Consider the following 23,602-nt stretch of genomic DNA (forward strand, 5'->3'; position numbering starts at 1 on the left):
AATAACCCTGGGGCCAGGTTATTGTGCGCCGATGGTCAGGCCTTCGGGCGCCATTTTTTCGTCGGCCAGTTTGGCGTCTTCGATCGTCTCGATGATGTCCCAGTTGTGGTCCGCACCGCGGATGAAGCCCGGGATGTCAGCAACCCAGCGTTTCTGGATTTCCTTGTTCAGGTTCAGATAAAGCTTGTCGTCAACGATGCGCCATGCCTGCGGATCGGCACCGAATTTACGACCCATGGCCGCACCAAAGGCGCAGAACCCGCCATATTGCGGCGCGTATTTTTCCGGGTTGGCGTTAAACAGATCGCGGTTTTCTGCACTGGCAAAGCGATAGGTCGCGCCACCATGTTCGGCCTTGAATTCGGAGTTGCCCGGGGTCGGGGCACCAACGGTGAAGTAGGCAACCGGGTCAAAACCCTGCAGGGCGTAGCCGTCGACAATGTTGACTTCCTGTGCGGCGTTTGCCGGTGCGGTGGTGGCGATAATGCTGCCGACTGCGGAAATACCCAGGACAGCAGCCAAGGCAGCGGAACGCAAGAAGCTAGAACGTTTGGTCATCTTTTCATCTCCTTCACGGGGTGATCACTTGGTGTTTACTGGCAGGCGATCACGGAACTGGTTCATCAAGAGGTCGTCTTGAAATCTGAAAACAGCCTATCGTCGGAGAAGTGACTTGTTGTCTGAGGAAGCACGCAATTCGTCTGAGAAGGATGTCCTGTCTGATCTGTTCGCCGGAAATCACCCGCGCGGCGATGTGATCTTTGCCGGAACCCATTGCGGCAGCAGTCATCATCAGGGGCGATCTGATTTGCCATCGCAACAGCAAGGCATGCTGCATGTCCTGCAACGCGGGGCCATGCGCGTTCTGTTTGACGGGCGTGAACAGGTTCTTCTCGATCGGCCGGGTGTTGTTTTATTCGGCAGTACCGTACCGCACGACATTGATACACCTGAACGGGGTTCGGAGGTTGTCTGTGCCAATCTCGATTTCCCCGATACGGGCTTGAGCCCGGCAAAGCTTGGCCTGCCGGAATATCTGGTTTTGCCGTTTGACGAGACTCCGAGCCTTGAGGCCATCACGGATCAGCTGTTTTCGGAATCACAAGGCGCCCAGCCCGGACAGCGCACCGCGATCAATCTTCTGGTCGATCTGTTGTTGCTGATGGTGTTGCGCCATTGTCAGGCCAACAACCTTGTTCGGCCGGGTATTCTGGCTGCCCTGCGGGATCCGCGAATTGCGCGTGTGGTGGGTGAACTTCATCAGAAGCCCGGCGAAAACTGGTCTGTCGAACGCCAGGCGGAAACCGCAGGCATGTCACGGGCGAGCTTTGCCGCGCGGTTTCGTGATTTGCTGGGCACATCGCCCGGTGATTTCCTGCAAACCATCCGTCTTGATCTGGCGTTTGGGTTGCTTCGCGACGGCAAACGATTGCAGGCGGTGGCAAGTCAGGTCGGTTATCGCAGTACGACCGCACTGGCGCGCGCCATCCAGCAGCGCCACAACATGACACCGCGTGAATTGCATGCCGATTCCAGCGCGGAAAACGGCGCGTTTCAATCAGCAGTTTGACAACCGGTTTGGCGTTTCCGTCAAGCGGTTCTTCGCAGCGTTTTTGCGTTGCTGCCCATGCAAAAATGACGCTTTGCCAATGACATGTCCGGGATTAAAGCAATCCTTTCGGGCAGCATGGCACATGCGCGTTTTGCGGATTCTTACCCTGATCACGACACATTCCTGCCCTGTTTCCTGTGCACAAAAGCAACCAATAAATTCGAAAAATCCAACGGTTGGTAGCATATACGAGCATGACGCAACATTTTCAGCAGCATATGAAGCTGCCCCTCAGGCGTGTTCTTTTGGGTGCTGTGGCATCCTCGCTGATTATGATTGGCGGGGCGGTGCGCCTCCATGCACAGGAAAATGATCCGACACCGGCGACTGAGAGTGCCGAGACGGCTGCACCAGAATCTGCGCCTGCGACTGTCACACCGGCTGAGCAAACGGCGCCAAGCGAACAGGCAGAAGATAACCAGGCTCCGTCAGAAGACGTGACCGTGGATGCTGCACCCGCTGATCAGACTGATACGCCCAAGCAGCCCGTGGTTTCCAAGCCCGTGATGTTTGATCCGGCGATGGTGACCGACCTTGCGCGCAATCTCGCCACCCAACCGTTTGAAAACCCGCATCGCGAACTGCCCGAAGCGCTTTCGGGGCTGAGCGCCGAAGAATACGCACAGATCCGCTTCAAGTCGCAGCGTGCCTTCTTCAATCCGGCCGAGACCGATTTCAGTCTGGAGCTGTTCCATCCGGGCACCATGTATGATGTGCCGGTGACCATCAATCTGGTGCGTGACGGCGAGGTGCAGATCATTCCGTTTTCGGCCGGGCTGTTTGATTTCGGCAAGACCGGCCTGTCGGGCAATGATTTTTCCACCCAGAACTATGCCGGGTTCCGCCTGCGCTATCCGCTGTCAGACGTGACCAGCCATGATGAACTGACCCGTTTCCTTGGCGCGTCCTATTTCCGTCTGCAGGGGCAGGGCCAGTCGATTGGCCAGATGGCGCGTGGCCTTGCCGTCGATCTTGCCGGCCCGACGGGTGAGGAAATCCCGGTTTTCCGTGAATTCTGGATTGTCGAACCGACCGATGGTAGCGAGACCATCACGGTTTATGCCCTGCTTGATAGTGCGCGGGTTACAGGCGCCTATCAGTTTGACATTACGCCGGGTACGCGCAGTCAGGCCGACATCAAGGCGCATCTGTTCTTCCGCGATCGCGTGGAAAAGATCGGCATTGCACCGCTCAATGGCATGTTCCTGTTTGGCGAACAGCGCCGCCGGTTCTTTGATGATTATCGTGGCGAAGTCCATTCCAGTGACGGGCTTTTGATCAATAACGGCCGCGGTGAATGGCTGTGGCGTCCGCTCGATAATCCCGAAAACCTGCAGACGAGCTCGTTCTTGGATGAAAACCCCATCGGGTTCGGGCTTTTGCAACGTGATCGCAATTTCGATCATTATCAGGATCTTGAAAAACGCTTTGATCAGCAGCCGGGCTATTGGGTGACGCCGAAGGGCAAATGGGGCAAGGGCCATATCGAACTGGTCGAAATCCCAAGTCCGTCGGAAACCAACGACAATATCGTGGCTTATTGGGTGCCTGAAACCAAACCGGCCGCCGGTGGGGAAATGCAGGTCGCCTATAGTGTCACCGCGACGCGCGATGGCACCGGATTGCACGGTTTGGCACAGGCCACCGATACCCGTATTCAACGACTGGCCGCCCAGGGCGATGAAGATCAGGCCGGAACCCGGTTTGTTCTGAACTTTGCCGGTGGTGATCTGGATTATTTCACCAAGGATGCCAAAAACCTGCGGGCCGATATCAGCGCGTCCGAGGGCGAGGTTCGCACCATTCGCATTTTGCCGGATCCGGAAAATGGTGGCGTGCGGGTGATCTTTGATCTGGTCAATACCAGTGATGCCACTTCAAGCAACCTTCGCGCCTTTATCCTCTATCAGGACAAGGTCCTGAGCGAGACCTGGACCATGCCGTGGGCCTTCTGATCCCTTGGGATCAAGTGCCAGCGATTGCCAGAAACAGATAACCCTGGACAAGCCAGATGACAGAAGCCACCAACACCGAAGCCAAAGGGACCGCCCCCGCAGACGGGTTTGATGACACCTTGTGTGATCCGACGGTCAAGTTGCGCGGACCCGGCGTCGGATCGCGGCGGTTTTTCCTGTTCGGGGCATCGATTGCGGCAACCGCTTATGCGGCGTGGCTGATGACCGATGTTTTGGGTGCGGATCAGCTGACCATCATGGAAATGGTGGTGGTGGCGTTCTTTACGATTAACTTTGCCTGGATTTCGCTGTCCTTCTTTACGGGCATTGTCGGGCTGATTTTGCGTGGGCTGAAACTGGATGCGATCACGCTCAAACGCCTGAAGCCGATTGCGCGCAAAGGTCGTCTGCGGTCCAAAAACGTCGTGGTGATCCCGGTCTATAACGAGGACCCCAACCGCGTTTTTGCCGGGTTACGTGCAAGCTATGAAAGTCTGGCCGTGACCGGTGAGCTTGATGCGTTTCATTTCTTTGTGCTGTCTGATACCCGCGATCCCGACATCTGGATTGCCGAGGAAATGGCATGGGCCAAGGCATGTTCGGATTTAAATGCGCGCGGCAAGATCTTCTTCCGCCGCCGGGCAGAAAACACCGAACGCAAGTCCGGCAACCTCAAGGAATTCTGCGAGACCTATGCGGCGAATTACGATCACATGATCGTCTTTGACGCCGATAGCGTCATGTCGGGTGAGGCCATGGTCAATATGGCCTATCTGATGGAAAACAACCCGGATACCGGCATCATTCAAAGCCCGCCACAGCCAACCGGTCGTCAGACCCTGTTTGCCCGCATCCTGCAGTTCATTTCGCGGGTGCATGGCCCGACCATGTCGGCGGGTCTTTCATTCTGGTGTATGGGCAGTTCGAACTATTGGGGCCATAACGCGATCATTCGCACCAAGGCGTTTATCGAATGCTGCGGCCTGCCGGTCTTGTCGGGCAAGCCGCCAATGGGTGGCCATATCCTGAGCCACGATTTCGTCGAGGCCGCCTTTATGCGCAAGGCAGGTTGGCGGTGCTGGCTGATCCCGCAGCTTGAAGGCAGCTGGGAAGAATTGCCGCCCAACCTGATTGATTTTGCCATCCGGGATCGTCGCTGGTGTCAGGGCAATATGCAGCATGCGCGTTTGATGGTGGTACCCGGCTTCAAACCTCTGAGCCGTCTGCATTTCTTTATGGGGGTGATGAGCTTTGTGTCATCGCCGTTGTGGCTTTTGCTGTTGCTGAGCTCGACGATTGCGACCCTTCAGAACACCCAGTTGACCTATAGCTTCTTCCCCGGGCAGTTCACCATGTTCCCGCAATGGCCGGTCGACCGGTCGTTTGAAATGCTGGTGCTGCTGGTCTTTACCATCGGGATGCTGGTTCTGCCCAAGATCATCTCGATCCTGATGGTCTGTCTGGGCCGCGATCGCAAGCAGTATGGCGGGGTGATGGTGCTGGCCAGTGGTCTGCTTGAAACCCTGTATTCGGCCCTGCAGGCCCCGATCATGATGCTGCTGCATTCGCAGTTCGTGTTGTCGGTTCTGACCGGTAATCAGGTTGGCTGGGATGCGCAGGAACGTGATGATGCCGGCGTGCCGTTCAAGGCCGCACTTAAAACCCATCGCGCCATTATCGTGCTAGGTCTGGTCTGGGGGGCGATTGCCGTGTTTGTTGATACGGCATTCTTCTGGTGGTTATCACCCATTCTGGCGGGGCTTATTCTGTCGCCGTGGCTGACCCATTATTCCAGTAGCCTCGCCATCGGAAAGGCCGCACGTCGGATGAAGCTTTTCGTAACCCCCGAAGAATATGACAGCCCAGATGAGCTCCGCGCACTTTCGCGGATTACGGTCGAAAGTGGGGGTGAGGATGTCAAAGACGGGTTGCTGCGCCTGATCGAAGATCCGTATGCCAATGCGCTTCATTCGGCCTTGTTGCCGGTGCGCAAACCCGATGCCCGGACCGCGATCGAGATCGGAATCATTTATGAAAAGCTTGCCCGGTTGGGTGTCGAAAGCCTGACGCGCGATGAAAAACTTCTGATCCTGTCATGGCCGGTCAAACCGCTAGATCAGATCATGGCAGGCCGTGATCACGTGGCGGTTGATGGGATAAAACCAGCCAGCTAGTGGTTTGTTTTACAAAGATTTTGCGCGCCACAAAAACGCCCTGATTCGAGCAAATTATCCCGCGTTTTTTCAGCGATCCTCATCCTTAACAACACGTTAAATATTGCTGATTGTTCACCGCCCGGAGGGCCAAACGAATGACTGACATGAGCGTTGCAAAACAGGGTTTCACCTATGCTGCATTTGAATCGGCCGCGATGACGCGCCTGATCGAAGATGCGGCCCATGCATGGCTGCGTTCGTTTGGTGTCAGTGCCCCGCAGGCCAGTCAGCGCATGATTAACGCACTTCGTGATGCGCTCGCCGAAGACAGCATTGCCGCCAATGACCGGGCCAGCATGCAGGACATTCTTGATCAGGCCGCCCATGATGCGATTGCCGGTTGGCTTGCACAGGTAACCGGTGAGCATGATTGTCATGGTTCTGGGCGTTTTTCGATGCTGCGCTGTGCGTTTCTCTCAGCCAACCGTGATGGCATCTGGTCGGAACATTTCCTTGATACCAAACGCGATCATCGCGATCTTGGCATGGCGCTTTCGGTGCAGATGATGTTGCCGACACCAAGCCTTGTCGCCTGTGAAATGCCGCGTCAGACTCTGGAACGCCGCGCTTCCTGACTCCCGTTAAATACCTATTCCTTCGCTTCACGCTTTTTCATCATATCCCTCAACGTTTCCCTCGACGTTTGGCGTTTTATAGCGAAGGCGGCACCGCCATTCTCCCCTGTGGCGGTGCCTTTATATGTGCGGCATCCATGATGTTCGGGCAAAAAAGAACCCGCCACAAAGGGCGGGTTGAGTTCAGCGGGCGAGTGAGCCCGATTTCCAGTGCAGATCATCCACAGCCGTAAAATCAGGCCCCTACCAGACGCCGAGGCACACACTTCCCCGGCGCCATGACGGTCAGGCTGCTTTGTGAAAGCGGCCCAGTTTCGTAAGCAGTTTTGCAACTTGCGCGTCGTTCTTGCCGTTGCGATCAAGCTCAAGGAAGAAGTCCGGATAGGGCGGTTTGCCCGGTGTCAGGTTGTAGTGTTCGAAATCGGTTACGCCGATGGCCTCCAACACGCTTTCATCGGTAAAGAAGCCACCTGTAATCCCGCGCGCAGGGGCGGTCAGGATCGCATGCGCCGCATCGGCAATGATTTGCGGGGTGCGTGCCCGGCCCTGCTCTAGGCCCGGGATCATGTTTAGCGCTGCGGTTTCAATTACCGTGACCGGCCAAAGCGAATTGACAGCAACCCCTTCGTCGGCAAATTCGGCCGCCAGACCAAGGGTGATCAGGCTCATGCCGTATTTTGAAATCGTATAGGCGGTGTGATTGGCAAACCATTGTGGCGACAGGTTTGGCGGTGGCGACATCGTCAGGATGTGCGGATTGTCCGATTTTAAAAGATGGGGCAGGCAGGCCTGGGCACAGGCAAAGCTTGCGCGCGTATTGACCTGATGCATCAGATCAAACCGCTTCATCGGGGTGTCCAGCGTCGGGGTCAAATTGATCGCGCTGGCATTGTTAATCAGGATATCGATCCCGCCGAACGTCTCGACAGTCTTGGCGACAGCCTCGGCAATCTGATCTTCATCACGGATGTCGGTCTTAAGGGCCAGTGCCTTGCCGCCGACTTCCTCAATCTCGGCCGCGGCACTATGGATGGTGCCGGGCAGTTTGGGATGGGGTTCATCGGTTTTGGCAATGATCGCGACATTGGCGCCATCGCGGGCCGCACGCAGGGCGATTTCCTTGCCAATGCCACGCGATGCGCCGGTGATGAACAGTGTTTTGCCTTTAAGACTCGTCATCAAATTCTTCCCTGAATTCTTTTTATGATTTGCCAAAACGCGCAGTGCGCTTTTCGACAAAGGCGGTCACACCTTCGCGGAAATCGGCACTTGTCGCGCAATCGCCAAATGATTTGGCCTCGGCCTTCAGCTGGGTCTGCAGATCGGCATTGGGGGCGGCATTGAGCAACGCCTTGGTGCGTGCAATCGCATCGCGCGGGCCGGTTGCGAGACGGGTGGCGTATTTGGCGGTGACGGATGGCAACAGATCGGTCGGGACAACCTTGTTGATCAGGCCGCAATCATGGGCTGCATCGACGCCAATCCGGCCGCCCAGCAGAGCGATTTCCTTGGCCTTTTTCATGCCGACCAACCGGGTCAGCGAATGGGTTGCCCCGCCATCGGGGGATGTGCCGATATGGATATAGGCCAATGTGAAAACGGTTTCCTCAGCCGCGATGGCAAGGTCGCAGGCATTCATCAGGCTGACACCAAATCCGGCAACCGCGCCTTCGAGCTTGGCAATCACCGGGCGGGGCAGGGCATTGATGCGCAAAACAATGTCATGAACCCGATCAATCAATGCTTCGATCAGGGAGCGGGCGTCTTCGACCGGACCTTTTGAGACCTGATGGAAGAACTTCACATCGCCACCGGCCATGAATGTGCCGCCCGATCCTTCGATGATGACCGCCCCGATATCGGAAATGCCGGCTTCGATCTTGTCCATGGCGGCGGACAGTCCGCTGACCATCGCCTGATCAAGGGCGTTCATGCGGTCCGGGCGGTTTAGCGTGATGGTCGCGACCCCGTCGGTGATGTTGAGCAATACGGCGTCATCAGATGCCATGGTGTTTCCTCCTGCGCGGGTTTTCCGCATGCGTCCCGGTTTGCCGGTTGTTGGTGTGTGTTAAATCGCCAGTCGTGCTTCGATCGCGGTTTCCATGTCAGGCCACCCCGAAAGCCAGTCGGGCATGGAAGGCGATGTTTCATCCGCACCGACCATCCGACAGACATCTTCGGGGGCCACAATGCCATCCGGGCCAACAAAGACGGCCTTTACGACACCGAGAGCCAGTGTCTTGCCATTCGCGACAAAGCGTTGTTCAAGATAGAACCCCTTGTCGTCCCAATAGAGCGCCTGGGTTTCGAGTGCGAATTTCTGAAACGGTTTGATGGCGCGTTTGAACCGCATGGTCGATCCCGACACCACCGGCTGCCATTTGCGTTTGAACATCTGCTTGGCAATGCCGTTGCGCACGATCAGCTCCGTTCGGCCCAGATCCATCAGCGCGAAATAGCGTGAATTGGTCATATGCACATTGATATCAAGATCCAGCGGCCATGCCCGGAAATGCAGGGTCGATGGATCAAGCGGGTGCAGGCGGGGCCGCAACAAGGACAGGATCACCACACGGATCAGTCGGAAAATCAGGTTCACGACAACGCTCCGTTCACGGGTGTTCGGTCTTGATGCATGCGGCCCACAGCCATGATCAGAACAGCTCCTCGTCAAGCGCCATCATGGTCGAAGAGCCCGACATGATCTGGCTAAACAGGGCACCCGACTGCGGCAGAACCCGTTCCATATAGAACTTGGCCGTCACCAGCTTGCCCTTATAGAAGCCGTCTTCGTCATCACCCTGTTTGGCCAGTGCGATTTCCGCCATCCGCGCCCACATGAAACCAACGGCCACCAGACCAAACAGACGCAGGAATTCGGTTGCGGCTGCCCCGGCTTCATCGGGGTTTTTCATGCCGCGCTGGGCCAGTTCGCCGGTCGCCTGTTGCAGGCGCATGAAGGCCTTCGCCAGTGGCTGGACATATTCGCCAAGCTCGCCGTTTGAAACATTGGCTTCGATATATTCCTGCACAGGATGGAAGAAACGGCGCAAATAACGCCCGGCCTTGGTCGGCATTTTACGGCCGACAAGGTCAAGTGCCTGAATGCCGTTGGTGCCTTCATAAATCTGGGCGATACGGGCATCACGGACATACTGTTCCATGCCCCATTCGCGGATATAGCCATGTCCGCCAAAGACCTGCACACCCAGGTTGGTGTTATCAAAGCCCCAGTCGGTGAACAGTGCCTTGACGATCGGGGTCATCAGCTGAACGAACTCGTCGGCTTCTTCGCGTTTGACCGGGTCTGCGTGATGCTTGGCAGTATCAAGCGCACGCGCAACCCACATGCCCATTGCCCGGCAACCTTCATTGGTTGCCTTGGCAGTCAGCAGCATGCGCCGCACATCGGGGTGGACGATGATGGAGTCGGCTGGCTGATTGGGGGATTTCGCACCCGTAAGGGCGCGCCCCTGCAGGCGGTCCTTGGCATAGGCGCGCGCGCCCTGATAGGCCGCTTCGCCCAAACCAAGACCCTGAATCCCGACCGACAGACGTTCCTGGTTCATCATGGTGAACATGGCGGGCATGCCCTGATGGGGTTCACCAACCAGATAGCCGACCGCACCATCAAAGTTCATCACACAGGTTGAAGATGCCTTGATGCCCATCTTGTGTTCGATGGACCCGCATTTGACCGCATTGCGATCGCCAAGTGATCCGTCATCACCGACCATGAATTTCGGCACAAGGAAAAGCGAAATGCCCTTGGTGCCGCTTGGAGCGTCAGGCAATTTGGCCAGAACCAGATGGATGATGTTTTCCGTCAGGTCATGTTCGCCCGCCGAGATAAAAATCTTGGTGCCGGAAAGCGCATAGGATCCGTCGCCAAGCGGTTCTGCCTTGGTCTTGATGATGCCAAGATCAGTACCGCAATGCGGTTCGGTCAGGCACATGGTGCCCGACCAGGTGCCTTCGACCATCTTGGGCAGGTATTTGTCTTTCAGTTCGTCCGATGCATGGGCATGCATGGCGGCATAGGCGCCAAAGGACAGACCCGGATACATGCCAAAGGACAGGTTAGTCGAACAAATCATTTCCTCGACCAGGGCATTGAGTGATTTCGGTGCGCCCTGACCGCCATATTTCGGGTCACAGGCAATGCCAGTCCAGCCGCCTTCAGCAAAGATCTGATAGGCTTCCTTGAAACCTTTGGGGGTTGTGACAACCCCGTCATCCCAGGTGCAGCCTTCTTCATCACCCGACCGGTTGATCGGATACAGGACTTCTTCGCAGACCTTGGCAGCCTCTTCGAGGACCGCATCGACCACATCGGGGGTGAAATCCTCGCAACCGGGCATCTGATTGATATCGTCGTAATCAAACAGCTCAGTCAGGACGAAGCGCATGTCGCGCAGGGGTGCTTTATATTCAGCCATTTTATGTTTCCTCCCGGACCGGTCAGTTGCGCAACGGCTTGCCGGTCAGCAGCATATGCTCGACCCGGGCCATGGTGCCTTCGTTGCGGACCAGACGCATGAAGCCTTCGCGTTCCAGTTCAAGAATATCGTCTTCGGAAAGTTCCTCGGTCACGTCGGTGTCACCACCGGCCAGAACCTTGGCCAGTTCACCGGCAACCACGCGGTCATAATCGGTGGCCTTGCCCAAACGGTGGAAGCCATCGACCGCCATTTCAAAGGCAACCCGGGCGGCTTCGCCCGGCAGACGATAGGTGAATTCTTCGGGTGCTTCGTAGCCATCAACCATGGAAAGCGCGCGTTCCTTGGCATCAGTCAGCAAACGGTTGCGGTTCATGGTGATGCCGTCACCCTCGCGGAAGAACAGGTTTTCCTTGGCCTCCATTGCCGATTTGGCAACGGTCGCGACCGAGATGATCTCGAACGCCTTCGCACTCGGGGCCATCGGGCCTTTAACAAACTTCGGATTTTCCGACCAGCGACGGATCATTTCCTTACACCCGCCCCAGGCCGGGATCAGGCCGACACCGGGCTCAACCAGCCCGATATAGGTTTCGCCGTGTGCCTGAACCGCATCGCAATGAAGCAGAACTTCACACCCGCCACCCAAGGCAAGGCCGCTCGGCGCACCGACGACCGGGAAGGGCGAATATTTCAGCGCCTTGTAAGTTTCCTGACCGGTTTCAACGAGGTTTTCGATCTCTGGCCAGGCGGCGATATTGGCGGCAAACAGGGCCAGGCCAAGGTTTGCGCCTGCCGAGAAATTGCTGCCCTCGTTATAAATCACCATCGCCTTGAACTGCTTTTTGACAGTCCGGATCGATGTCTTGATTGCGCCAAGCACATCGGAATCAAGGGCATTCATCTTGGTATGGAATTCAAGGCAGGCAACGCCATCGCCGATATCCCAAAGCGATGCAGCGCGGTTGCCAGCAACCCGTTCGGATTTGCGTTTGATGTCTTCAAGCAGGATGACGCCATCCGGGCGGGTGACCTTGGCGTAGGTGCCATCAAAGCCGAGATAGTAAAGGTCACCATCCTCGATCTTGTAGAACGACTTTCCAGCCGCCTTTTTCAGCAAGGCCGGGACTTCAACACCGTCTTCTTCAAGCATCGAAATCAGCGCATCAACGCCGATGGCATCCATCAGCTCAAACGGCCCGGTTTTCCAAGCGTAACCCAGCTTCATCGCATCATCGACATCGACGATGGAGTTGGCTGCGGCCTCGGCAATGAAGGCGGCATAGGCAAGGGTCTTGCCCATGACAGCGCGGCCATACTGGCCACCCTTGTCAGACGCTTCCATCATCTTGCGCGGGTCTTTGCCAGCAGCCCGGACACTGCCCAGACGGGCTTTTTCGGATTTGGCAAATTCACCGGTTTGCAGATCAACCGACTCTTTGACCTTCTGACCACCTTCGCGGTTCAGGCGGTAAAAGCCACCCTTGCCCTTACGACCGGTATAGCCATCGGCAATCAGTTTGCTGACCAGATCGCTTTCGCGGTAAATCGCGTGGAACGGATCGGATTTGTCGAGAAGGCCGGCCATGCTTGATTGCACATGGGGCATCAGATCAAGACCAACCAGATCCATCAGGCCGAATACCCCGGTTTTGGGAATGCCAAACGGGCGGCCAATGACGCTGTCGGCTTCTTCGACGGTCAGTTTGCGGTCCATGGCCTCGACCATGGCGGCCTGAATCCAGTAGACACCCAGACGGTTGGCGATAAAGCCCGGTTCGTCATGGCAGGTCACACAGGTCTTGCCCAGTTTGCGATCGGCAAAATCGGCAACGGTATCAATCACACCATCACGGGTAACACCCGATCCAACCAGCTCCAGCAAACGCATATAGCGCGGCGGGTTGAAGAAGTGGGTAATGATGAAGTCCTGTGCGAAGCTCTCATCCATCCCGTCAATCAGGGTGGCGAGCGGAATGGTCGATGTGTTTGACGACACCACCGATCCCTTGGCACGCACCGCATCAATCTTGCGATAGAGATTCTGCTTGATATCAAGGCGTTCAATGACGGCCTCAATCACCCAGTCACATTTGGCGATCTTATCAAGGTCATCCTCGATATTGCCGCACGTGATCAGTTTGGCGACCCGTTTGGACATGAACGGTGCCGGATCGGTTTTCAGCATCTTGGCGACCGCGCCCTCGGCAACCGCATTACGGTTTTTCGCACCCTCTGGCACGATATCAAGCAGCAGGACAGGCGTCCCGGAGTTGGCGATATGGGCAGCGATCCCCGCCCCCATAACACCGGCGCCAATGACGGCGACCTGTTTGATGTCTTTGGCTACCTTGGGCATTACATCGCCTCCAGAATGGTCGCGATCCCCTGACCCCCGCCAATGCACTGGGATGCCAGCGCATATTTGCCGCCATCACGTTTGAGGATTGCGGCCGCCTTGCCAACAATACGCGCACCGGTCGCACCCAGCGGGTGGCCAATTGCCAGTGCACCGCCATCGATATTGACCTTGGCCGCGTCCAGACCGAGATCGGAAATGCTTGCCATGGCCTGTGACGAAAACGCTTCGTTCAGTTCGGTCACATCAATATCGGCTGAACTCAGGCCTGCACGTGACAGCGCCTTTTTCGAGGCGCCAATCGGGCCGATGCCCATGATTTCCGGCAGGCAGCCATCAACCGCAACCGATTTGACGCGTGCAATCGGGGTCAGGCCGTTCTTGGCGGCATATTCTTCGGAACACACCAGAACCGCCGAGGCCCCATCGGTCAGCGGTGATGAGGTGCCTGCAGTAACAACGCCATCTGCCTTGAAGGCGGGTTTGAGATCGGCCAGGCCTTCGGCGGTGGTTTCGCCGCGAATGCAGCCATCCTCAGACACAACGCCGCCTCTGGTCTGGATCGGGATGATTTCATCGACGAACTTGCCAGCCGCCTGTGCCGCTGCGGCACGTTTGTGGCTTTCGACCGCAAAGGCTTCCTGATCGGCACGGGTCAGGCTGTATTTGGCGGCAACATTTTCGGCTGTATCGCCCATGCCCATATAGGCTTCGGGCATGGCTTTATAAAGTTCCGGGTTGGGCAGCGGGTTAAAGCCCATCATCGGAACCCGCGTCATGCTTTCAACACCGGCACAGATAAATACATCACCCGCGCCGATTGCAATTGCGCCAGCCGCCTGATGGATCGACTGCATGGATGAACCGCAGAACCGGTTGACCGTCACACCCGCGACAGAGCGCGGCAGATCGGCAAGGAATGTGATCAGACGGGCGACATTGAAGCCCTGCTCACCCTCCGGGAAGGCGCAGCCAAGGATCAGATCCTCGATCGCGTTGGGATCAATACCGGTCTTTTCGACCAGACCTTTGACGACCTGTGCCGCAAGGTCGTCAGGACGGACCTTGGCAAGGGCCCCTTTGCGGGCCGGGGTAAAGGGTGACCGGACATATCCGGCAATTACGGCGTTGGTCATGGTTTTGTCTTCCTTCCTGAGCTTTCCTCGGATCCGGTGTTTTTGTTACGGGGCCGGATCGATTCCTTTTTCTTCAAGCGCATCAACCGATTGCTGTTCGATTTCGCGCAGTTCATCCAGTGTGACGTCCAGTGCCTGACGCTGTTCTTCCAGATCAGAAATCCGTTCCCGAACGCGTTCCAGAAGCATCTTTATCTGCTCTGCCTGGGTGGGGTCCGCGCCATAAAGATCGAGATAATCGGCGATCTCTTTCAGGCTGAAACCCAGTCGCTTGCCCCGCAAAATGAGGAGCAGTTTGGCGCGATCCTGTCGGGTATAGACCCGGGTTGTGCCGGCACGCTGCGGGTTCAGGAGCCCCTTTTGCTCATAAAACCGGATGGTGCGCGGTGTGATGCCAAGATCGTCGGCCAGTTCGGGAACGGTGTAAAACCGTTCGTCAATTTTGGTCATTATTCGCCCCTTATGGTATCGATTTTTCACTATACGTCAATTAGTTTACGTTAACGTTACTTAGATTTTTTCAGTGTGTGTATCGTGACGCTAACGCGTTGTAACTAAACCGTATTTTCCTCTCTCTTTTGGCGTTCTTCCTCGACCAGTTCCTTTTTCGACAGTTTGCCGACCATGGTTTTGGGAAGTTCTTCACGAATTTCGATTTCACGCGGCATTTCGATTCTCGAGATCTTGTCATCAAGGAATGCCCGCAGATCCTCGGCCGTGACATCGGTCACGCCGTCTTTCAGGCGGACAAATGCCTTGGGCGCCTGGCCGCGATATTGATCGGGCACGCCGATGCAGGTGACTTCGGCGATCTGATCATGGAGATAAAGTGCCTCCTCAATCGCGCGTGGATAGACGTTGTAACCGCTGCACAGGATCACGTCCTTGAGGCGATCGACCAGAAATGTGTAGCCATCCTCATCCTGATAGCCGACATCGCCGGTGCGCAGCCAACCATCGACAAAGGTCTCCTCGGTGGCGGCTTCATTTTGCCAATAGCCGGGCATGACTTGCGGGCCGCGAATGCAAACCTCGCCCTTCTCGCCAAGCGGCATGGGGTTTTCGGGACGATCCAGGGATCGGACTTCGATTTCGGTACCGGGCAAGGGTCGGCCAATCGAGCCTTCCTTGTTCTCACCCTTAAGCGGGTTACAGGTGCAAACCGGGCTTGCTTCTGACAGGCCGTATCCTTCGACGACCTTGGAGCCGGTGATTTCCTCAAAACGGTGTTTGACCTCGACCGGCAGCGGTGCGCCGCCCGAAATGCAGCATCGGATGTGCGACAGATCGTATTTGAGCGTTTCCGGCGAATTGTTGATCGCTGTATAGATCGTTGGAACACCCGGGAAAATGGTGGCCTTTTTCTTGTCCAGTGCCTTGATCAGGGAACTGAGCTCAAAGCGTGGCTGCAACACCATTTCCGCACCCAGATTGACCGATGTGTTGAGTGCCACCGTCATGGCAAAGACATGGAAGAACGGCAAAACACACAAGGTGACTTCCTGTCCCGGCTTGGCGTCAGGCATCCAGCGGGTCAGTTGATCAACATTGGCACTCAGATTGGCATGCGTCAGCATGGCACCCTTGGGCCGCCCGGTCGTGCCGCCGGTATATTGCAGAACCGCCAGATCATGGACATCGATATCGATCACGCGATCAATCGGTTTGCATCCGATCACCCGTGAATAGGGGATATGGCGCAGATCGGTCGGGACATCGGCCAGTTCGCTGCGCTTGAACAGCGAAAACAGAACGCTTTTGACCGGCGGCAGGATGTTGCTCATTTCGCACACAACAATCCGCTTCAGACAGGTCTCATCCAGACAGGCCGCGACCTTGGGATAGATCTGTTTCAGGTTCAGCGTCACCATCAGGCGACAACCGGAATCCTCGATCTGATAGGCGATCTCGCGCTTGGCATAGAGCGGGTTGAAGTTCACAACCACACCGCCGCATTTCAGGATCGCGTAATAGCAGACAACGTAATAGGGGGTATTGGGCAGGCACAGCCCGACCTTGTCACCCTTGCGCACGCCAAGCTGTTTGAAGCCTTCTGCAGCACGATCAATCTGTTCCGCGATGGTCTTGTAATCATAAATCCGACCGAGGAAATCCAGACACGGGCGCAGCGGGAACCGGGCGGCCGCAGTATCAAAGATTTCATGCACGGGGCGCGTTTTAACCGGTGAGCTAATATCAACGCCGTCGCGCAGGATCGGGGATTCTTGAACGTTTACTTTGTTCACTTGCGTTAACTCCATTACGTTAACGTCACTTTGCGGGCAAAAAAAGGGAGCCCGATGCGGCGCGACTAAGCACCCCGCACCGGACAGTATAGCAGATCAAAACTTGAATTTCGCCTGCAGCGCGATGATGTCGACCTTGGCTTCGTAGTCGGCAGAGTAATTGCCAACGAGCGAAGAGGCGTGATCGACCCGTGCTTCATCGGCAAAAATGTGGGTGTAGCCCAATGTTACATCCGCCCAGTCAGCTGCTTTGTATGTCGCACCAAGCGATACCCAATAGCGATCAGAATCCGGCAGACGCACATTGCGGTTACGGGTTTTGATCGGGGTTTCGTCATAGGCAACACCACCGGTGAAGGACCAGTTATCATCGTGTTGGTAACGTGCACCAAGGGCGCCAAACCACGAGGTTCCCCACTGATAATTTTCGGTTGTGCTGCCCGTTGTGGACGAAGCGCTGTTAATCAGACCGCTATAGTTAAAGACAAGATCGCTAACCGAATTCCAGTTGGTCCATTGCATGTCACCCATGACGGTCCATTGATCCGAAAGATCGTGCGAAAGACCAAACGCAATGGATTCCGGCGTGGTGATCTTGGCCGTTGTCTTGCGATCCGTCCATGGGGTGGCCAAACTCTTCGCGGCATTATCGAAGGTGATGTCGCCTTTGAGTTTGTGTTCAACCTCGGAAATATAGGAAAGACCAACACGGGTGGTGTTCGTGATTTCCCAGTTCATCCCGGCGGTCCAGCCGTAGCCGATATCGTCGCCTTCAACCGTTGAGTTGCCCTCTGCCACTGCGCCGCCGAGTGACGGAACTGCTTTGCTAAGGGCGGCTTCAAACCGCTGAACTTGCGGACCAGCGCCGATGCTGAGGCCATTGTCAAAGCGATAAGCGACCACGGGCTTGATATTTACGGTTTTGATTTTGGATGTTGTGCCAAAGAAACGCCCTGCGAAGTCGGAATCGTTATCGGTAACAAGGCCCCAAGGTGCTGTAATCGAAACACCAAGGTTGATCTGGTCGTTCAATTTCCAGACGGCATGTGCGTTAGGCACTGCAGCATCCTGAGCCATATCCTTGTAGCCGCCACCGGTTTGAGCAATCACCGTTCGTGAGCCGTTGGTTGCGACTGTATTGGTTGCGTTCGCAACCGGTCGAATGACAGTGATACCCGCGCTATAGCTGGTTTCCTTGTATTGACCAACCGTGCCTGGGTTATAGGACATGGTGGATGCATCGGTTGACAGGGTGGTCATGCCGGCAAAGCTTGAGCCCTGCAGGGTGCCGCTGGTTTCGCGGACCTGAAAGCCCGATGCGTGTGCGGTGCCAACGCTGGCAAGTGCGCACAGAAGTGCAGTACCTGAAGCTGCCCCCCAAAGGCAGCCCTTTTTGAAGTAGGACATCTGTTTCTCCCTTAATCTTATAACGTTTCAAATCTATGATTTAAAACGCCCGCTTTTATTGTTGAAGGTCTATCGCATCGACCCTGATAAAATCGATGTCGTAGCCTTTTCTTTTAAAGCTCGTTTTGAGCAATTTTCCATCGGTGCCGTACCAGAGATCCCGGTCGACATCGCCAGACATTTCGTAATGGACTGCCGGTGTTTCCCGGCTTTCGACCATGACGGTTTCTTTACCGACCCTGTGTGTGTCGACGTTATAGGGTTCGGCATTGATGACGCTTAAAAGGTTGGCTTTGCCGGTAACGTCCTCGTGCCACAAACTCAGTGGCCAGGCCCCGTCACAGGCATCACGTTTCCCGACACCCTTGCCAGAAAGCGCATAACAATCAGCGTCATAGCTTGCCTGCCAGGTGTAGTGTGTGCCGTCATCATTGGTGGTGGTTTCGACCGAGACCAGCTCGCCGTTCTGCCATTGTTCGGTGCGCTGGTGGTCGTAGTGGAACTTTAAAAACAGCACCCGAACATCCGTCAGGGTCTTAACCTTGACGGTCTGGCCGGTGGTGGTCGGGATGATTTCGACCTTTTCATAGCCGATCGGTTCCCCGTCCTTGAGGACGCGAAAGTTCAGTATCTCCGACCCAAACGCCAAGGACGGTGCGGCAAACTGGATCGCAAATCCGGCAATCAGGGCCGATATGCTGCCAATTTTGATGCGACTGCGCATGTTTCCCCCATAAAACGGATCTTCCCGACAGAGTTAGTCGAGCATGGATGACAGCTTGGCTGCCACACCCATCGAACCCTTGATCTTCAGTTTGCCCATGGTGAAGGCAAGCATCGGATCAAGCTTTCCGGCGATCAGTTTTTCGAGGTTGGCTTTCTTGATCTTGAGAATGCAATCGGCATCAGACAGGTCATCATCGCTGATTTCCGGTTCATCGCCGGTGGCATCAACAACGATTTGTCCGTCATCGCCGCAATCAAAGGCGACGACAGCATTCAGGCCGCGGAGTTGCGGCAGTTTTTCTTTTACGGTTTCGAGGATGTCATCCACGAACGCCTCCCTCAGTCAGCTGGTATTCTTGTTTTGATTATGTCAGGACTGTAATACAAAGTGACGTTAACGTAAAACAAATAACGAATGCGAAAAACATACAACCAATAAGGCATTGAATTTTAAAAGGTTCAATGTTTTGAACAGTGCCAAATTGGCATAAAAAATGCCCGGGCGTGCCGGGCATTTAACGTTTTATGGTCTGTCCGAAATACCGAAGACAGAACAATCTGAGGTGGTGGCGTCAGGTTGGTACGTGCTGTGACAATCACGTCGAAACCTCGGGAAATCGGTCATTTGAGCGTATTCAGGGTCATTGAGCTCTGATCAAAACCACCTTGAACGTGGAAGCGTGTACAAAACCCGGGCCGAATCCGGGTTTATTTCCGGGCTTCCTCGTTTTCATGCATGATGTAACCAGCACCGGTACCAACTGCACCACCAATCACGGCGCCGCAGGTTACGCAGCCTCCGGTGATCACGGTTCCAACCGCGCCGACACCGGCACCAATGGCGCCACCGCTCAGCATTTTCTGGTCTCGGTCATTCAATCCACTGCAGGCGGACAGTCCCAACGCACCGGCAACGGCAAGAATTGTGGCTGTCTTTTGCATCTCTTGGATCCCTTCGTGGTTGCTCTCATTGCTTGGTCATTCAAGGACCTTTTTAAGGAACACGAGCATGGACAAGAAAACGGGAAGCAGTTTGACCATAATAGGGGCTGTTTGGGGCAGTTATGTCGATAAAAAGGCAACTCGCACGGCTATCCAGCGCGAAAAGCCGTTTTTTCGAGTGGTATTTGGGTGTTTCAAGCCGGTTTAGTCTTCAAAAGTGCCGCGAAGGAGACGTTCCTTGGCAATCATGGCCGGTTTTCCGCGGGCAATAACGCTATCGGGGGCCAAAGCATCATCCAGAACAAGGATATCGGCGTCATATCCGACCTTGATATGGCCTTTGTGTGCCGAAAGGCCCAGCATCCGGGCCGGGTTCGTCGTGATCGGGGCCAGTGCCGTTGGAATATCAAGCTTTTCGACGGCAATCATATTGGCAAATTCGCGTGGCACCGTTTCAAAACCGGCCACCGAAAGCCCAATCATATTGCCATCGCCATCAAAGTCCGGAAGTGACCCATTGCCATCCGATGTCATGGAAATGCGATCAAGCGGGACGCCATCCGCCAGGCATTCGGCAATGCTGGTTGATGTTTTGACCGCGCCCTTGGGGTCAGGTTCGGCGTCAATTCCGGTGGTGAAATCGATATTGCCACCACGCTTGGCCCAGAGTTTTGCCGCATCAAGCAAGGCGCGCTTGCGGTTTACATGGGTCGGGATGAACTGGCTTATCGGGATCTCGGTCTGGTCAATCACCGCAAGCAACGGATCAAAATGCCTGTCACCGTCCCCCAGATGCACGACGACAGACCCGGCCTTGCCCGATGTCATGCCGCCAATGCGCGATTGGGATGCGATGCGGGCCAGTTCATCGACCGTGCTTTGACTGCTGCGATGATCGGAAATTGCGGTTTTCAGGCCAATACAGGCATCCAGAAACGTCACGTCATCGCCGATATTGCCCGTCAGGGTCGGGGACGGCACGCGATAGCCGCCGGTGAAAAACCAGGCCGAAATGCCTTCGGTTCGAAGGGCTTTGGTCTTGGCATAAAGTGATGCGATGTGGCGGGTGGCGGCATCGGTGCCGAGCAAGCCGCAAACGGATGTAATGCCAGCCTCAATCAGTTTGCCAACCGCGACTTCGGGTGTGCGGGTGGCAAAGCCGCCTTCGCCCCCACCGCCAATTAGATGCACATGCCCGTCGATAAAGCCCGGTACGGTCATATTGCCGCCAAGGTCGATGGTTTTGATATCAGCGGGAACCGAAACAACCAGATCCGGGGCAATGGCGACGATTTTCTCGTCGCAGACCAGGATATCATTGATGCCAAGCGGGGTCGGGGCGAAGACGTTGGCATTCTTGAGAAGCAGAAACATGTTTTAAAACCGTATTTTACGAAAAGCAGCTTTCAGGTGGCGGGATGGTGCGGATGCGCATCATAACGATAGTTCATTTCCGTTGAAACGGTTCTGGCAAGCAGATAGCTTTCGATAAAACCGAGCGGGAAATAAACCTGCGTCACCCAAAGGAAACGTCATGAGCTTCGCCGCCTGGTTGTCGGTTGCAACCATTTGTGTTCTTGGCGCAATGACACCGGGCCCCAGCCTGGCTGTTGTGTTGCGCTACTCCGTCGGTCATTCGCGCCAGGCAGGCTTTGCCTGTGCCTGGGCGCATGCGCTTGGGATCGGCTTTTATGCCGTCATCACCATGACCGGGCTTGGCATTCTGTTTCAAACCGTGCCGGTCTTTCACAATGCGGTTAGTATTCTTGGTGCGCTTTATCTGATCTGGCTTGCGATCAAGGAGTGGCGCGGAGCCAAGGCAGGTGCGAAGTTTGATGTTGATGAAACCGGAAAGGTATCAGGATCAGTCCTGCAGGCCGCACGCGACGGGTTTATGATCGCGTTTCTCAATCCCAAGATTGCGCTGTTTTTCCTCGCCCTTTTCAGCCAGTTTGTATCCCCCGAATTCGAATGGGCTAGTAAGTTCCTGTTGGCCTTTACCGCAGCGGCGATTGACGGGGCATGGTATTGCCTTGTCGCTGTCGGTCTCTCGCACGGGGCCGTTTTGCCGTGGTTGCGTGATCGTGCAGCCTGGATTGAACGCATCATTGCAGTTCTGTTCGTCCTGATTGCCTTGCGCGTATTGTGGGGTGTTGTTGTTACGCTTTAGCCCGCGCGATTTCTGAATTTGAGAAGCCCCGATATTCTGATCGCGCCACCACCATCGCGACATAACACGGATCATCCTGATGACTGAAAAGACCGCCCCGAAAATGACCACCGCCGACGCAGCATCAGCGGAAAAAGGTACCGCGACGGATGCCGGGCGTGGCTTCCATCATCTGGGGGCGCATATCGGCTTTCTCCTCGCGATCCTGCTTCTGGCCGCCAATATGCGCGGCAGCATTGTCGGGCTGGGACCGCTGGCGGAAATCATTGGCACCGACCTGTCTTTGTCGGGAACGCAGCTCGGTTTGTTGACGACGCTCCCGGTGCTGAGCTTCGGCGTACTGTCGATGTTTGCCCCGCGTCTGGGACAGAAATTCGGTCTTGAAGCGACACTTTTGACCATGTTGCTGTTCATTGCCATCGGGCAGGGGCTTCGCGCCAGTGGAGCCTATGACATCATGGTGGTCGGCACCATCATTCTGGGTGCGGCGATTGCGGTTTTGAACGTACTGACCCCGTCACTCGTTCGGCGCAGTTTCCCGACCCATGTGGCGCTGGTGACCGCCCTTTATACCTTTACCATGTCGAGCGGTGCGACGATTGCCGCATTTGTTTCGATCCCGATCCGAAATGCAGCTGATGGCGATTGGCGCTGGTCATTGGGTGTTTGGGCGGTGTTTGCCGCGATTGCCTTTGTATGTTGGCTGCCGATGCTGCGCTATCGCCATGTCGGGGCGGCACCCACCCCGGTTGCGCGTATTTCGCTTTGGAATAATGTTGAAGCCTGGTGGCTGGCGCTGTTTTTCGGGTGCCAGTCACTGATGTTCTATACCGGCACCGCCTGGGTCGCCAAAGTCTTCATCGACCACGGCATTTCCGAGGCCGAAGCCGCCACCTTGCTCACCCTGTTTAATGTGTTTGGCATTCCGGCAGCCTTTGGTGCGCCCCTGATCTATTCGAAAATCGCTAACAAGAAACTGGCGATGCTGGTGTTGCATATTCCGTTGATCATCGCCATTCCGGGCTTTGTCTTTGCCACCACCGAACTGCCCTATGTCTGGGCGGTATGCATGGGGCTTGGACAGGGCAGCATGATCAGCATTGCCCTGACCCTTGTTGGCATGCGCGGGGCCGATCCGCAGACCTCCGCCCGTTTGTCGGGCATGGCGCAATCGGTAGGTTATCTGTTTGCCGCCATCGGCCCGGTTTTGTTCGGGGCGCTGCATGACCTTCTGGGCGACTGGCAGGTTGCACTTTACTTCCTGTTTGTCGTGGTCGCGGTGCAGCTTTGTGCGGCAATGCGCGCCGGATCCTCCAAAAAGATTGGCGCAGATTAGGAAAAATCGTCGAGAATTCAATATCTTGAAACACTTCTAAAGGCACCCCGATAACCACAGGGTGCCTTTTTCGTTGGGTGAACTTGATCACCATAACCTGCGCAAGTTCCGAAATGAACTTGACTTGCATTCGCAACAACCCTATAGAGCCGCAAATCATTATTAATAACATTTCATTCAGCAAGGAGTTTGCGATGCCCGACATCGCAGAAGACAAGGGGCATGCAGGAAAGTCCGAAACAGTGAAGCAGATGCAAGTGCAAGATCTGATGGGTGATGATCGCGAAATCATCATTGTCCATCAGGGAGAAGAATACAGATTGCGCCTGACATCGAATAACAAACTGATCCTGACCAAATAGGCGTTTAAACGCCTGTCCAATCAAACAATCCGTTTGCCAGCCAGCGCGCCAGTGCCCTGCACAAGCCAGCCAGCCAGCCGAAATCGGTACAAAGCTAAAGCTGCCTTACAGGGGAATCATC

21 protein-coding genes are annotated in these 23,602 nt (G+C 55.6%); 7 read left to right on the forward strand and 14 right to left on the reverse strand.

Annotation, left to right across the window (positions count from 1 at the left end; genetic code table 11):
* Positions 1-18: 18 nt before the first annotated feature.
* The gene (locus ACXAIA_RS02135; protein ID WP_475347891.1) at positions 19-558 is read right to left on the reverse strand and encodes a YHS domain-containing (seleno)protein; all 540 of its coding nucleotides are present in this window, start codon (positions 556-558) and stop codon (positions 19-21) included.
* A gap of 118 nt (positions 559-676) precedes the next feature.
* On the opposite strand from ACXAIA_RS02135, the gene ACXAIA_RS02140 reads away from it, so the two are divergent.
* From ACXAIA_RS02140 to ACXAIA_RS02155, 4 genes are all read left to right on the forward strand, one after another.
* Entirely contained in the window at positions 677-1,570 is an 894-nt protein-coding gene (locus ACXAIA_RS02140; RefSeq protein ID WP_475347892.1) for a cupin domain-containing protein, read from the forward strand.
* A gap of 236 nt (positions 1,571-1,806) precedes the next feature.
* Positions 1,807-3,567, forward strand: coding sequence for an OpgD/OpgG family glucan biosynthesis protein (locus tag ACXAIA_RS02145; RefSeq protein WP_475347893.1), 1,761 nt, complete (start codon positions 1,807-1,809; stop codon positions 3,565-3,567).
* A 56-nt stretch (positions 3,568-3,623) separates the two neighbouring features.
* Entirely contained in the window at positions 3,624-5,741 is a 2,118-nt protein-coding gene (mdoH, locus tag ACXAIA_RS02150; RefSeq protein ID WP_475347894.1) for a glucans biosynthesis glucosyltransferase MdoH, read from the forward strand.
* 137 nt (positions 5,742-5,878) lie between these two features.
* Entirely contained in the window at positions 5,879-6,358 is a 480-nt protein-coding gene (locus ACXAIA_RS02155; RefSeq protein WP_475342919.1) for a hypothetical protein, read from the forward strand.
* 285 nt (positions 6,359-6,643) lie between these two features.
* On the opposite strand, the gene ACXAIA_RS02160 is transcribed toward ACXAIA_RS02155, so the two are convergent.
* From ACXAIA_RS02160 to iadA, 13 genes are all read right to left on the reverse strand, one after another.
* Positions 6,644-7,537: an SDR family oxidoreductase gene (locus tag ACXAIA_RS02160; protein ID WP_475347895.1), complete on the reverse strand. Its 894-nt coding sequence runs from the start codon at positions 7,535-7,537 to the stop codon at positions 6,644-6,646.
* A 22-nt stretch (positions 7,538-7,559) separates the two neighbouring features.
* Complete coding sequence (locus ACXAIA_RS02165) at positions 7,560-8,366, reverse strand: enoyl-CoA hydratase/isomerase family protein (RefSeq protein WP_475347896.1); 807 nt, start codon at positions 8,364-8,366, stop codon at positions 7,560-7,562.
* A gap of 60 nt (positions 8,367-8,426) precedes the next feature.
* Positions 8,427-8,957 carry an acyl-CoA thioesterase gene (locus ACXAIA_RS02170; RefSeq protein WP_475347897.1) on the reverse strand — a complete coding sequence of 177 codons (531 nt, stop codon included), beginning with the start codon at positions 8,955-8,957 and terminating at the stop codon, positions 8,427-8,429.
* 55 nt (positions 8,958-9,012) lie between these two features.
* On the reverse strand, positions 9,013-10,797 hold the full coding sequence (locus ACXAIA_RS02175; RefSeq protein ID WP_475347898.1) for an acyl-CoA dehydrogenase C-terminal domain-containing protein: 1,785 nt from the start codon (positions 10,795-10,797) through the stop codon (positions 9,013-9,015).
* Between the two features lie 22 nt (positions 10,798-10,819).
* Entirely contained in the window at positions 10,820-13,156 is a 2,337-nt protein-coding gene (locus tag ACXAIA_RS02180) for a 3-hydroxyacyl-CoA dehydrogenase/enoyl-CoA hydratase family protein (RefSeq protein ID WP_475347899.1), read from the reverse strand.
* On the reverse strand, positions 13,156-14,292 hold the full coding sequence (locus ACXAIA_RS02185; protein WP_475347900.1) for a thiolase family protein: 1,137 nt from the start codon (positions 14,290-14,292) through the stop codon (positions 13,156-13,158). The genes ACXAIA_RS02180 and ACXAIA_RS02185 overlap by 1 nt, the downstream gene beginning before the upstream one ends.
* 45 nt (positions 14,293-14,337) lie before the next feature.
* Positions 14,338-14,742, reverse strand: a complete 405-nt coding sequence (locus tag ACXAIA_RS02190) for a MerR family transcriptional regulator (RefSeq protein ID WP_475342912.1) — start codon at positions 14,740-14,742, stop codon at positions 14,338-14,340.
* Between the two features lie 104 nt (positions 14,743-14,846).
* A complete protein-coding gene (locus ACXAIA_RS02195) occupies positions 14,847-16,538 on the reverse strand; it encodes a long-chain-fatty-acid--CoA ligase (protein ID WP_475347901.1) in 1,692 nt (563 codons plus the stop codon).
* Between the two features lie 96 nt (positions 16,539-16,634).
* Positions 16,635-17,945, reverse strand: a complete 1,311-nt coding sequence (locus ACXAIA_RS02200; RefSeq protein ID WP_475347902.1) for an OmpP1/FadL family transporter — start codon at positions 17,943-17,945, stop codon at positions 16,635-16,637.
* A gap of 55 nt (positions 17,946-18,000) precedes the next feature.
* Positions 18,001-18,669, reverse strand: coding sequence for a DUF6134 family protein (locus tag ACXAIA_RS02205; RefSeq protein ID WP_475347903.1), 669 nt, complete (start codon positions 18,667-18,669; stop codon positions 18,001-18,003).
* 33 nt (positions 18,670-18,702) lie between these two features.
* Positions 18,703-18,999, reverse strand: coding sequence for an SCP2 sterol-binding domain-containing protein (locus ACXAIA_RS02210; RefSeq protein WP_475342908.1), 297 nt, complete (start codon positions 18,997-18,999; stop codon positions 18,703-18,705).
* A gap of 380 nt (positions 19,000-19,379) precedes the next feature.
* On the reverse strand, positions 19,380-19,613 hold the full coding sequence (locus ACXAIA_RS02215; protein ID WP_475347904.1) for a hypothetical protein: 234 nt from the start codon (positions 19,611-19,613) through the stop codon (positions 19,380-19,382).
* Positions 19,614-19,817: 204 nt separating this feature from the next.
* A complete protein-coding gene (gene iadA / locus ACXAIA_RS02220; protein WP_475347905.1) occupies positions 19,818-20,987 on the reverse strand; it encodes a beta-aspartyl-peptidase in 1,170 nt (389 codons plus the stop codon).
* Positions 20,988-21,147: 160 nt separating this feature from the next.
* On the opposite strand from iadA, the gene ACXAIA_RS02225 reads away from it, so the two are divergent.
* The 3 genes from ACXAIA_RS02225 (at position 21,148) to hemP (ending at position 23,481) form a co-directional block, all read left to right on the forward strand.
* Positions 21,148-21,783 carry a LysE family translocator gene (locus ACXAIA_RS02225; protein WP_475347906.1) on the forward strand — a complete coding sequence of 212 codons (636 nt, stop codon included), beginning with the start codon at positions 21,148-21,150 and terminating at the stop codon, positions 21,781-21,783.
* A 79-nt stretch (positions 21,784-21,862) separates the two neighbouring features.
* On the forward strand, positions 21,863-23,119 hold the full coding sequence (locus ACXAIA_RS02230) for a CynX/NimT family MFS transporter (RefSeq protein ID WP_475347907.1): 1,257 nt from the start codon (positions 21,863-21,865) through the stop codon (positions 23,117-23,119).
* 194 nt (positions 23,120-23,313) lie between these two features.
* Positions 23,314-23,481: a hemin uptake protein HemP gene (hemP, locus tag ACXAIA_RS02235; RefSeq protein ID WP_475342903.1), complete on the forward strand. Its 168-nt coding sequence runs from the start codon at positions 23,314-23,316 to the stop codon at positions 23,479-23,481.
* The last annotated feature ends 121 nt before the right edge of the window (positions 23,482-23,602 follow it).

This window comes from Thalassospira sp. ABL2_045, assembly GCF_056161285.1.